This is a genomic window from Kribbella italica (assembly GCF_014205135.1).
Lineage (GTDB): Bacteria > Actinomycetota > Actinomycetes > Propionibacteriales > Kribbellaceae > Kribbella > Kribbella italica.
This window is the reverse complement of the sequence record NZ_JACHMY010000001.1, coordinates 545263-556891: the sequence shown is the minus strand read 5'-3', so window position 1 is coordinate 556891 and position 11629 is coordinate 545263. Positions and strand designations below refer to the sequence as shown.

13 protein-coding genes and 1 tRNA gene are annotated in these 11629 nt (G+C 69.7%); 6 read left to right on the top strand and 8 right to left on the bottom strand.

Going from position 1 to position 11629, the window contains the following annotated elements:
- Nucleotides 1–6 precede the first annotated feature (6 nt).
- From HDA39_RS02855 to HDA39_RS42065, 3 genes are read right to left on the bottom strand one after another with little or no spacing between them, the layout of a single operon-like run.
- Entirely contained in the window at nt 7–1176 is a 1170-nt protein-coding gene (locus HDA39_RS02855; protein ID WP_184793685.1) for an FAD-binding oxidoreductase, read from the bottom strand.
- Nucleotides 1177–1185: 9 nt separating this feature from the next.
- Nucleotides 1186–2022 carry a DUF6597 domain-containing transcriptional factor gene (locus HDA39_RS02850; RefSeq protein WP_184793684.1) on the bottom strand — a complete coding sequence of 279 codons (837 nt, stop codon included), beginning with the start codon at nt 2020–2022 and terminating at the stop codon, nt 1186–1188.
- 31 nt (nt 2023–2053) lie between these two features.
- Nucleotides 2054–2674, bottom strand: a complete 621-nt coding sequence (locus tag HDA39_RS42065; protein WP_238355963.1) for a uridine kinase family protein — start codon at nt 2672–2674, stop codon at nt 2054–2056.
- Nucleotides 2675–2691: 17 nt separating this feature from the next.
- Here HDA39_RS42065 and HDA39_RS02840 point away from each other — a divergent pair, with 17 nt between their 5' ends.
- From HDA39_RS02840 to HDA39_RS02830, 3 genes are all read left to right on the top strand, one after another.
- Nucleotides 2692–3372 carry a nucleotidyltransferase domain-containing protein gene (locus HDA39_RS02840; protein WP_238355962.1) on the top strand — a complete coding sequence of 227 codons (681 nt, stop codon included), beginning with the start codon at nt 2692–2694 and terminating at the stop codon, nt 3370–3372.
- 43 nt (nt 3373–3415) lie between these two features.
- The gene (locus HDA39_RS02835; RefSeq protein ID WP_184793683.1) at nt 3416–3991 is read left to right on the top strand and encodes an ArsR/SmtB family transcription factor; all 576 of its coding nucleotides are present in this window, start codon (nt 3416–3418) and stop codon (nt 3989–3991) included.
- Nucleotides 3992–4098: 107 nt separating this feature from the next.
- Nucleotides 4099–5073, top strand: a complete 975-nt coding sequence (locus HDA39_RS02830; RefSeq protein ID WP_184793682.1) for an AraC family transcriptional regulator N-terminal domain-containing protein — start codon at nt 4099–4101, stop codon at nt 5071–5073.
- Here the strand turns inward: HDA39_RS02830 and HDA39_RS02825 are convergent.
- Genes HDA39_RS02825 through HDA39_RS02810 form a run of 4 tightly spaced genes read right to left on the bottom strand, consistent with a single transcriptional unit; the run spans nt 5070 to nt 8692 of the window.
- The gene (locus HDA39_RS02825; protein WP_184793681.1) at nt 5070–5831 is read right to left on the bottom strand and encodes an ABC transporter permease; all 762 of its coding nucleotides are present in this window, start codon (nt 5829–5831) and stop codon (nt 5070–5072) included. The genes HDA39_RS02830 and HDA39_RS02825 overlap by 4 nt on opposite strands.
- 2 nt (nt 5832–5833) lie before the next feature.
- Nucleotides 5834–6607 carry an ABC-2 family transporter protein gene (locus HDA39_RS02820; RefSeq protein WP_337925601.1) on the bottom strand — a complete coding sequence of 258 codons (774 nt, stop codon included), beginning with the start codon at nt 6605–6607 and terminating at the stop codon, nt 5834–5836.
- The gene (locus tag HDA39_RS02815; protein ID WP_184793680.1) at nt 6604–7413 is read right to left on the bottom strand and encodes an ABC transporter ATP-binding protein; all 810 of its coding nucleotides are present in this window, start codon (nt 7411–7413) and stop codon (nt 6604–6606) included. The genes HDA39_RS02820 and HDA39_RS02815 overlap by 4 nt, the downstream gene beginning before the upstream one ends.
- A gap of 31 nt (nt 7414–7444) precedes the next feature.
- Complete coding sequence (locus HDA39_RS02810; RefSeq protein WP_273481453.1) at nt 7445–8692, bottom strand: MFS transporter; 1248 nt, start codon at nt 8690–8692, stop codon at nt 7445–7447.
- Between the two features lie 193 nt (nt 8693–8885).
- Here HDA39_RS02810 and HDA39_RS02805 point away from each other — a divergent pair, with 193 nt between their 5' ends.
- Both HDA39_RS02805 and HDA39_RS02800 read left to right on the top strand, forming a co-directional pair.
- Nucleotides 8886–9758, top strand: coding sequence for an SAM-dependent methyltransferase (locus HDA39_RS02805; RefSeq protein ID WP_184793678.1), 873 nt, complete (start codon nt 8886–8888; stop codon nt 9756–9758).
- Nucleotides 9759–9965: 207 nt separating this feature from the next.
- Nucleotides 9966–10352, top strand: coding sequence for a VOC family protein (locus HDA39_RS02800; RefSeq protein ID WP_184793677.1), 387 nt, complete (start codon nt 9966–9968; stop codon nt 10350–10352).
- 63 nt (nt 10353–10415) lie between these two features.
- On the opposite strand, the gene HDA39_RS02795 is transcribed toward HDA39_RS02800, so the two are convergent.
- Nucleotides 10416–10489: transfer RNA gene (locus HDA39_RS02795), tRNA-Ile, on the bottom strand.
- A 217-nt stretch (nt 10490–10706) separates the two neighbouring features.
- On the opposite strand from HDA39_RS02795, the gene HDA39_RS02790 reads away from it, so the two are divergent.
- Complete coding sequence (locus HDA39_RS02790) at nt 10707–11609, top strand: sigma-70 family RNA polymerase sigma factor (protein WP_184793676.1); 903 nt, start codon at nt 10707–10709, stop codon at nt 11607–11609.
- Nucleotides 11610–11629: the final 20 nt, after the last annotated feature.

Below are 11629 nucleotides of genomic sequence, written 5' to 3'. Positions count from 1 at the left end.
CTCCCTTCAGATCCCTTGTGGAAAGGCGAAAAAACGCTGCGGATCGTAGGCCCGCTTGACCGCCTGCAGCCGTGGGTAGTTGCTCCCGTGGTACGCCGAGGCCCAGTCCTCGAGCGCCGGATCGGGGAAGTTCGGATACACCCCGCCGGACCCGTCGACATGTGCATTCGCCCACGACGCGTCGACCCACGGGTCACCGGCGTTCGCGACAAGTTCGAGCAGGAACCGCGTCCGCCGGTGCGCGAACGCCGTCGCCTCGGCCGCGACCCGGTTGTACGCCCCACCCATCGCCGTCAACGAAATCTCCCGACGCGTCCCCGCAAGCTCGCCCACCAGCGCCGCGACCGTCCCGGCCCGCAACGAGGACGTGAAGAACTCCGATCGAAGACGCAGCTCAGGCCTCTCCAGCGGATCAGCGAACGAGCTCTTCAGCTCGGCGTACGGCAGTCCACCCTGCACGTCGACCGGCCCCGGAAAGACCTGCAGCAGGTCCCGAGTTGCCGCGGCGCTCAGCATCGAGGCCCCGAACAGTCGCGCCCCACCAGCTCCCAAACTCAGATTCACCGTCACCTCGTCCGGAGCATCCGGCGCCCACTCCTGCCACCTCGAGACCAGCGACGCGAGGTCAACCCCCGGCCACCGCGCCTCGATCCGCGTCATCACCGGCTCAGGCACCGTCGCGAACCGCAGCGACGTCACCACCCCGAACTGCCCACCGCCCGCACCTCGCAACGCCCAGAACAACTCCGGCTCCGACGACTCGGAGCACTCCACGACCCGCCCGTCCGCCAGCACCACCTGTACGCCGACCAACCGGTCGCACGTCAGCCCGTACTTCCGTCCCAGCAGCCCGATCCCACCACCCAGCGTCAGCCCGGCGATCCCGACCCCGGGCCCGCAACCGCCCGGCACGGCTCGCCGGTGACGGTGCAACTCGGCGTACAAGGCCCCCAACCGCACCCCGGCCCCGACCGTCGCGATTCCGTCGCGCACCGAGATCTCGTCGAGCCCCGACAGGTCGAGCACGATCCCGTCCGTCGACGACCGCCGCGCGAAGCAGTGCCCGCCGCCGCGCGGTACGACGCGGTCCCCGGTCGCGGCGCCCTGCCGCAAGCCCGCCACGACGTCCGAGACCGACCGGCACACCACCACCAGCCGCGGTTCCAGGGTGATCATGCCTCGAACCTAGACCCGGTGCCCCGCCCGGTCTTGAACAAATCGAGCCTGCAGGAACGGCCGGTACGACGCCGAGTGGTCGTGCCCGCACAGGCACCGGTCCACCGTCCCGCCCAGCAACTGGGTCGGCGTGAGCCCGGTCAGCCGCAGGCACTCGCGGCTCAGATGCGCCTGGTCGGCGTACCCGACATCGATCGCCAGACCGGCGGTCCCGTCGGCACCGCGCCTCCCGGACGCCGAAGCGCCGGCCTGGGCCAACGCGAGGAACCCCTGGAACCGCAACGTCCGCTGCAACACCTTCGGCCCGACCCCGACCGACCGCAGACACCGCCGCCGCAGCTGGCTCGCCGAGAGCGCCAGCTGATCGGCCAGCGCGTCGATCGTGACCGGCTGCCACGGCATCAACGCCCGCACCGCCTCACCCATCAGCGGATCCGTCCGGCCCCGGAACTCGCGCTCCAGATGCCGCTGCAGGACCATCAACGCCCGCTCCGGCGTACCGGCCAAGGCCATCGTCTCGACCAGCCGATCGACCAACCCACCCCACAGGTCGGTCAGGTCGAGTCGCTGATCCACCAGGTCGTCCAGCCCCGCCTGCAACGGCGGCGCCGTCCCCGGCAGGAACCGCACCCCGACGATCGTCGTCCGCGCCGGAATCACCTCGACCGCCGGCCCGGTCAACGGCCCCACGAGTTGGGGCCGCCCACCGATCGGAAAGTGGATCTCCACCCCACCCGTCGGCAGATGCCGCTGCACGTACGACGCGTCGCCGGTCCGCTGAATCCACACCGTCCGTACGACGCCCGCCAGCACCCCGACCGGCGCCTGCTCGACGTACGACTCCACGCCTGAACTGAAGCGGCCGCCGTACTCGTCGTCAACCCCCGGCAACCACGACGGTCGCGGGATCCGGCGAGGTCCCCGCGACCACGAAGTCCGCCCGTTCCCACGGGCGGTCGCGCTCCAGGAACGGGATCTCCGACGCCATCCACTCGTGCCAGAAGGCTGTCGCCGCCGTCGCATCACCGTTCACCCCCGACGCGATGTCGCGCGCGATCCCCCGCCGTTCCGCCTCGGCGAAGTCCGACTGCACCCACACCAGGACGTCGACCAGCTCCGCCAGCTCACGCCGCCCAGCTCCGACCCCCTCGACCACGACCAGCGACGCCCCGACGTCGATCGAACCCGCCCGACCGTGCACGTCCCAAGCCGGCGGACGGTACGCCACGGCTTCACCTCGCCGTACGGGCTCCAGCACGCCCTCCGCCAGCAACGAGCTCCAGCCGAACATCGGCGCGTGCCACGCGACGTCGTCCACATGGACCACCGTGCCGCCCGCAACACTCGCCAACCGGTCGGCCAGGGTCGACTTGCCGCTCCCACTGCGGCCGTCGATCGCCACCACGCGGGGCCCTGCAGCCAGCACCCGCTCCACGAACTCGTCGAGCGGAATCGACTGCCAGTTGCCGAATATTGGTTCGCCAGGCCCGGGTCGCATGCCTGCATGATGTCCCCATGGAGCCCCTCGAGACCACCCGCCGCCTGGCTGCCGACCTCTTCCCGACGGCGGTCTGGGTCGTGCTCGGCGGCAGCGTGCTGACCTCGGCGCGGACGGCCGGCTCCGATCTCGACGTCGTCGTACTGCTGCCCGACGGCACGCCCGGCGCGCCTCGCCGCGAGTCGATCCGGTACGACGGGTGGCCGGTCGAGTTGTTCGTGCACGACCGGGCCAGCCTTGCCTACTACCTCGCCAAGGACGGCCGCCGTCCCGCGCTGCACCGAATGGTTGCCCTCGGCACCGCGGCTGTCGGTGATCCCGCCGACGACCGGAAGGCGGCCCGCGAGCACCTCGACGCCGGCCCGGCGCCCCTCGACCAGGCCTCGAAGGACAGCCTGCGGTACGGCCTGACCGATCTGCTCGACGACCTGACCCACGCCCCGGACGACGAGCAGGCCGTGATCGCGACGTACACCTGGCTCCGGACCGCCGAAGCGGTTCTGAGCTTCCGCGACCACTGGCTCGGCAGCGGCAAGTGGTTGCTGCGCGAGCTCCGCGATCTCGATCCCGCGTACGCCGACCGCTGGCTGGCCGCGCGCACCAGCACCGCGGCGATCCGCGACCTCGCCGAGGAGGCGCTGACTCTTGCCGGCGGCCCCCTTTTCGCGGGCTACCAGGCCGCCGGCGAGCGCGGTTGATCCAGGATCGTCGAACGATCCACGGTGTTAGTCTGACCCGATCATGGCCAGTGATTCCGCCGTTCCGGACTACGAGCTCGAGGAGACGATCGAGCTCACCACGGCCGAGCAGGTGCGGGCGATCAGCGACCCGCTGCGGACCACGATCCTCGGCCTGCTGCACGAACGCGCCGCCACCGTCAGCGAACTGGCCGCCGCGGTCAAACGCCCGAAGAGCACCGTCGCCCACCACGTGAAGGTGCTGACCGACGCCGGCATCCTGCGCGTCGTACGGACCCGCAAGGTGCGCGCGATCGACGAGCGGTACTACGGCCGCGCGGCCCGGATGTTCTACGTCGGCCTCGGCCGCCGCGTCGACGGCGTCGAGCTGCCGCCGGACTTCAACGACTTCGAGGTCGCGATGAAGGAGTCGACCAGCGCGTACGACGCCGGCCAGCTGCGCTCGTTCATCCGCCACGCGCGCGTCCCCGACGAGCGCGTCGCCGAGTTCTGGGACCGCGTCGAGCAGCTGGTCCATGATTTCGACACGCTGCCCCGCTCGGGCGACACGACGTACGGATTCGTCACTGGTGTGTACCCGATCCTCGACTACCCGGCGCTGCCGCCGAAGAAGGACTAGGTCCGCAGGCGGCGCCTGCTCGAGCCCGGTTCCCGTCCTTGCCTGTTCCTCTCACGTGCATCGGGATCGGGTTGTTCTGGCGTTGACGCTCGTGCTTGGCTTGAGGCGTGCCCCGAGACCAGTTGACCGAGCTCCGCGACCGCATCGCGGCCCACGCGCGTCCCGACCTGTCGACCGCCGTCGACGGCCTGACGCTGTCGAAGGTCGAGTACTCCGAGCCCGACTACTCGCTCACCGAACCGCTGCTCGTCGTGATGGCCCAGGGCGCCAAACGCCTCCTGCTCGGCGACGAGACCTTCGACTACCACGCGGGCGACCTGTTCGTAGTCACCACCGACCTCCCGGTCTCCGGCCACTTCGTCGACGCGACCCCGAAGACCCCCGCGCTCGGAATGGGCATCACGCTGCGCGCGGAAGCGATCGCGCCTCTGCTGCTCCAGACTCCGCCAGTACGCCGTACCGGCGCGACGTCGCGCACTGCCGACGCCACGGCGCGCACCGTCGGCGCAGGCGACCCTCCGGAGCGCACCGTCGGCGCAGCCGACGCGCGCGGGCGTCGTACCGGCGCGACGTCGGCGATCGCGACCGGGCCCGCCGGCCCCGAGATCCTCGACGCCGCCCTCCGCCTGATGCGCCTGCTCGAGTCCCCCACCGACATCCCCGTCCTCGCCCCGCTGATCGAGCGCGAGCTCCTCTGGCGTCTCCTCACCGGCCCGCACGCCGACGTCATCCGCCAGATCGGCCTCGCCGACAGCAGCCTGACCCACGTCAACCGCGCGATCCACTGGATCCGCGACAACTACGCCGAACCACTCCGCGTCGCCGACCTCGCGAGCCTGGCCGGCATGAGCCCAGCCGCCTTCCACCGCCACTTCCGCGGCATCACCAACCTGAGCCCACTCCAGTTCCAGAAGCGCATCCGCCTGCAAGAGGCCCGCTCACTCCTCGCCGCCCACCCACGCGACATCGCCGGCGTCGGCCACCTGGTCGGCTACGACAGCCCGTCCCAGTTCAACCGCGAGTACCGCCGCCTCTTCGGCACCCCACCCGGCGCCGACGCCGCCCGCCTCCGCACGGCTTAACTCGTCGCACTGGTGTAACGCCGCAACCCTCTCCGCCACACCACCCAAGCCGCCGTACTGGTGCCCACAGCAACAATCAAGGGCACCACTACCAGCGCCTCACCCCGGAGCGCCTCCACCGGCACCGTCGCGATCAACGACACGGGCACGACGTACGTGAACACGACCTGAAGCCCCGACTGGTAGACCTGCACCGGATACCGCCCGAACTGCCACAGCGCGTCGTACAGCACATCGAGGCTCAGCCCGAACGCCCAGAAAACCACCGACGCGACCATCACCCGCGTCGCCCACATCGTGACCGTCGCCGCGGCAACAACCACCAACCACGCGACGACCCCACCCGGCGAGGCCACGAGGTCAGCTTTCACTACCCCCGTGACAGCAATCCCGACACCGAGCCCCACCTGGATCAACGCGGTCGGCGCGCACGACCCCAGACTCGCAAGCAGAATGCTCGGCGCCGGCTGCACCAGGATCGCGTCCAGCCGCCCGCTCTTCACCTGCTCCCCGAAGAACTGCAGATTCGGCTCGACGAACGTACTGCGCAGCCCGCTCACGACCTGGAACGTCCCCAGCAGAGCGATTGCCTCGCCAGGTCCCCAGCCGCCCAGCGTTTCGGTCCGCGTGTAGACGACGAGCAACGCCGCGACCGAGGCGCCCGCGCCGACGATCGTCACCAGCAGCTCGAACAGCAGGTCAGCCCGGAAGGCGACCGCCCGGCGTACGGACAGCGAGAACAGCACACCGAACAACATCCCTAACCTCCGAAGGCGGTGAATCGGCGTACCGCACGTCGCCAGACCAGTACGGCGAGCAGCACGGCCGCGACCAGCCAGCCGGCCTGTACGGCGTACACCCTGAGTACGTCGTCGACGTTGCCCGCGGCAACCTCAGCCGGCGCCCCGAGCATCGACCAGAACGGCAGCACCGATCCCACCGCGCGGAACGGCTCGGGCAGGAACGCCAACGGCGCCGCCGTACCGCCGAGCAGGAAGATCAGCGCCTCGCCCATCCCGACCACGCCGTGCGCCCGCTGCGTCCAGACCGCGGTCAGAGCCAGCGTGTAGGTCACAGCGAACCGAAGCCCCGCGGCGAGCACGATCGCCGGCAACGCCAGCAGCAGGTCTCTGCCGTCCAGACTGATACCGGCGAGCAGTCCGACCGCGACGATCAGCGGCGCCCCGAAGACCAGGTGCCAGCACCGGAGCGCGAGATTGGTCCCGAGGAAGTCGAGCACGACCGGCCGCGGCTTCACCAGCTCGACGGCGAAGTCGCCGCCGTAGATGCTGCCCGCCAGCGTGTGGTGCTCGTACGAGACCGTCATCAGCTGAACGGCGAGCAGCACGACGTAGTACGTCGGGACGCCGCTGTCGCCCGGCACCACCGCCGACCACACGAACAGCCCGAGCAACGGCGTCACCACCTGCCCCGCGACCAACGTGATCACGAACGACCGGAAGCTCCACCACTCCACCGAGCTGCGCCAGAACCCCATCCTGAGCAGCACCGCCGTACGGCTGACCGTGCTCACGAAGGGATCCCGTCGCGGTAGAAGCGGTCCATCACGACCTCGAGCGACGGGTCCTCGAGATCCGAGAACTTCGCGGCCAGCGCGGCCAGCTCCCCGTCGTACCGGATGCGACTCTGGTCGATCAGGATGACGCGCTTGCACAGCGTCTCGACGTCGGCCATCGAGTGGCTGGTCAGCAGGACCGTGGCGCCCGTGCTCTTGGCGTACTCGGCGACGAACCGACGCAGTGCGCCCGCGGCGAGTACGTCGAGACCGAGCGTCGGCTCGTCGAGGAACAGCACTTTCGGCTGGTACAGCAGGGCCATCGCGAGGCCGGCCCGCATCCGCTCGCCGAGACTCAGCGCGCGGATCTGCCGGTGCAGGAGCTCCCCGATGTCGAGCAGATCGACCAACTCGTCGACGGTGTTGTCGCCGCGCGGTACGTCGTACAGGACGCGCTGGTACTTGAACGAGTCCATCACCGTCAGCTCCGCCGGGCCGCCGATCGGCTGGCTCCCGCGGATCAGCGCGATCCGCCGCAGGTACTCGCGCCGCCGCTGCCACGGCGTGAAGCCGAGCACCGTCGCGCGCCCTCCGGTCGGGTGCAGGATCCCCGACAGGATCTTCATCGTGGTCGTCTTCCCCGCGCCGTTCGGCCCGAGGAACCCGACGACCTCACCTTCGTCGAGCCCGAACGAGAGCTCACTCACCGCCTCGATCCGCCGGTACTCGCGGTGCACGACCGCCCTGAGCGCGGCCCGCAGACCAGCTTCCCGCACGGGCGCCCGGAAGGTCATCGTCAACCCGTCGACCTGAACAACTGCCATGAACCTCAACCTAGAAGCATGATGCAAGATTTTAAGGTTGCCCGCCGGATCCGCTGGACGGTTCAGGCTTCACGCCCTCCAGGGCCGGTTCAAGGTTTCTCTCTAAGAGTCGCCGCGATCGCAGAGGCGAGTAATAGGCCAGCGCGACACCGGCCAGCATGCCGAGGCTGCTGATCACCAGGGCTGCCTTGAGGTCCAGCAGCGTCCCCACCAGTCCACCGGCCAGCGCCCCGACCGTCTGGCCGCCGATCACCAGCGTGCGCCAGGCGGCCGTCGTACGGCCCAGCAGGTGGTCGGCCACTCTGGCCTGCCTCAGGGCACGCTGCGGTACGCCGTACAAGGCCATGCCGAGCCCAGCCATCGCCTGCCCCACAAAGACAAACGGCCACCACGCCAGCGCCAGAGCGAACCCGGCCCCCGACGCCACCAGCTGACCGACCAGGTACGCCCGTCCCATCCCCAGCCGCCTGCTGTACGCCGGAGCGACGAGCGCGCCCACCACCGACGCGACTCCCAGCGTGGTGACCGCCACTCCCAGCTGAACCGCCGACCACCCCAGCTCCCGCACCAGGTACAGCACCACCAGCGGCCCCTGCATAGCCCCAGCAACCGCCGCCACAGTCGCCGACCGAGCCAACGGCTTGAGCACCGGATCCCCGAACAGCTCCGTAAACCCCACCGTTGGCTTGTGCCTCTGCGACTGCCTCTCCCGCACCGGCTCCTTGATCAGGAGGTTCGCCACCGCAGACCCGACGAACGACACCGCATCCACCACGATCGCGAACGGCGCACTGACCGCCTGCACCAGCAGTCCCCCCACCGAAGGCCCAGCCGTGGACGCCAGGGTCTGGCTCAGCATCGACGCGCTGTTCGCATCCACCAGGTCCTCCCGCCGTACCAGCGCCGGCAGCATCGCCAGCGACGCGGTGTCGGACACCACCGTCAACGCCCCCACCAGCACCGCGACGACGTACAGGTACCCCATCCCGAGCTCCCCCGTTGCCGCCAGCAACGGAATCGCCCCCAGCAACCCCGCCCGCCCCAGATCGGCCCCAACCATCAACCGCTTCCGGCTCCCCCGATCGACCCAGCCCCCCACCGGCAACCCCAACACCAGATGCGGCACCACCCCGAGCGCCCCAGCACCCCCATCTCTCCCGCCGACGCCCCCAGCCCCACCACCGCCACCAACGGCAAAGCCACCCCCGTCACCGCCGACCCCGCCGCCGAAACCCCAAGCCCCACCCACAACTTCACGAACTCGGGATTCCCACGCCATCGCATTCCCCCAACCCTGTCGGCGGCCCGGTCGGTCCACCACCCCCGTTCACCCCCAGCGAACCGATTCCTCCTCTGGCGGAAACCCGCCGCGTTGCGCACGCCCAACTCTTCGGGGTCGTGCGCCGGAATCGCCGCAGGGCGACTGTCACTTGGCGTGGCCTGCCGATACCCCTTGTGACCGGGAGCTAGTAATGTGTGCGTCGGCCGACGGTCCGCTCGGCACAGCTCGGAACTTGGGGAAGGTCATGCAGCCTGAGGCGCCACAGTCCACGGTCAACGAATCCATTCCGACAGCTGCCCGGATGTACGACTTCTATCTGGGCGGCAAGGACAACTTCGCCGCCGACCGGGCCGCGGTCGAGGAGCTGGACAAGGTCGTTCCCAGCACCCGCGCTCTGGCCTTGAACAACCGGCAGTTCCTGCAGCGCGCGGTACGAGTTCTGGCCGAGGAGCACGGCGTCCGGCAGTTCGTCGACATCGGATCCGGGCTGCCGACGCAGGACAACGTGCACCACGTCGCACAGAAGGTCGACGCGGAGTCGCACGTCGTGTACGTCGACAACGACCCGGTGGTGCTCGCCCACGGCCGCGCCCTGCTGGTCGAGGACGACCGCACCACGGTCATCCAGGCCGACATGCGCGACACCGAGACGATCTTCACCCACCCCGACACGCTGCGGCTGATCGACTTCACCCAGCCCGTCGCGGTGCTGTTCAACTCGGTCTTCCACTGCATCCCCGACAGCGAGACCGACGGCCCGCCGGCTGTGGTCCGCCGGGTCGTCGACCGGCTCGTCCCGGGCAGCTTCCTGGTCATGTGCCAACTCGTGAGCGAAGACCCCAAGATCCGCGAGTCGGTCACCAAGATCATGGACCAGGCCACCCAAGGCCACTGGGGCCGCGTCCGCGAGGAGCAGGACGTCGCCGCGTGGTTCGAAGGCATGGACATCCTCGAGCCCGGCCTCGTCGAGGTCTCCACCTGGCGCCCCGACGACGCACAGGTCCCCGCCAAGCAACTGACCACCGAGTGGATCGAGTACGGCGGCATCGCCCGCCTCCGCTGACGCGGAACTCCGTACGACGGCGGCATCGCTTCCTCCGCCGACCCTGCATTCCGTACGACGGCGGCTTGGCGCCTCTCGCCAAGCCGCACGAGTTCAACGTCTGACAGCCGCGCACCCTCGAGGCAGCTCAGGGCCGATTCCAGGCGACCCGGCCGACGGGGCTGAATCCGGGTGACACCGTCGATCGAGTGCGGACATCATGGGCGCATGGCGCGCCTCCACGACATCGTCTTCGACTGCCACCACCCCGCGACCACAGCCCGCTTCTGGGCCGGCGCCCTCGACGGCTACGCCGTCGCACCGTACGACGAGGCCGAACTCGAACGCCTGCGCTCCCTGGGGATCACCAACACCGAAGACGACCCGACCGTCCTCGTCGAACCGTCCCACGACGGACCCCGCCTGTGGTTCCAGCGCGTGCCAGAACCCACCCCCGGCAAGAACCGAGTCCACCTGGACCTGTTGGCCGCCGACGTGGAGTCGGAAATCCAGCGCCTGACAGCCCTAGGCGCGACAGTCCAAGCCCGCCACCCCGGCAACACCGTCCTGACCGACCCAGAAGGCAACGAGTTCTGCCTGTCCCAGTCAGCCTGACGGCGCACGCCGTCGCCCTCACGCCACAGCCCACCACACGGCTCCAGCCTCGCGCTTCCTGTGTGGGGCGGGTGGGGCTCGAACCCACGACCCAGGGATTATGAGTCCCCTGCTCTGACCGGCTGAGCTACCGCCCCCGGCGCCTGGTCCGGCGCTTGTCGGGAGATCGTATCTGGTGCGTCCCGGGTTGTCGGCGCCGGAGGATAACCCGGCGAGGCCTGGGCCTGCCGATGGTTGTCCACAGACACAGGGTTACCGAACAGTTACTTGACGTAGTTGTCCACCGATTGCAGATCGGCCCGTTCCGGAGCACTGTTTCGCGGCACCATCCCTTCAAGAGAGAGGGGAGCAACGATGGCCGCGATCGACTGCGATGCCGCTGATGTGACCGGGCTGGTCGCCTACCTGCGCGACCTCGGGCGGCACGAGCTGCTGAGCCCGGAAGAGGTGTACGAGTTGTCGTCCTGGATCGAGGCCGGCGTACTGGCCGCCGACCAACTGGCCCGGGCCGCACCGACGACGGACCGGGCCGAGCTCGCCCACCGTGCCGAGCTGGGCGCGGTCGTCGAGTTGGGCCAAGCCGCCCGCCGACGCATGATCGAGGGCAACCTCCGCCTCGTCGTGTCCCTGGCCAAGCGGTACGCCGGCAAGGGCCTGTCGCTGCTCGACCTGATCCAGGAGGGCAACATCGGCCTGATCCGGGCCGTCGAGCGCTTCGACCACAAGCTCGGCCACCGCTTCTCGTCGTACGCGATCTGGTGGATCCGCCAGGCCCTCGGCCGGGCGGTCTCCGACCGCTCCCGTCTGATCCGCATGCCGGCGCAGGCGTACGTCGACGCCGGCCGCGTCGCGGCCGTCCACCGGGACCTGATCCAGCGCCTCGAACGAGAACCCACCACCGAGGAACTGGCGGCAGCCGCGTCGCTGACCATCGCCCGGGTCGAAAGAGCCCGGGCCTGGAGGATCCGCCCGGCTCCCCTGGACATCAACGAGGCCGACCAGCTCATCGACGACGAGGACCTGCTCCACCGAGCCGTCCTGATCCGAGACCTCCACTGCCAACTCGAACACCTCGACGACCTGGCCCAAGACATCCTCCGCCTGCGCTTCGGCCTCCACAACACACCGCTGTCCACCTTGGAGGAGACCGCTGAGCAACTCCGCCTACCACCCGCCAAAGTCCGAGCGCTGGAGCTGGAGGCCCTCCGCTACCTACGCAAGTGCCCGGGCCTGAGGGAGTACTCCAACTCGACCTGACCCGCGCCGGTGTTGGGTCT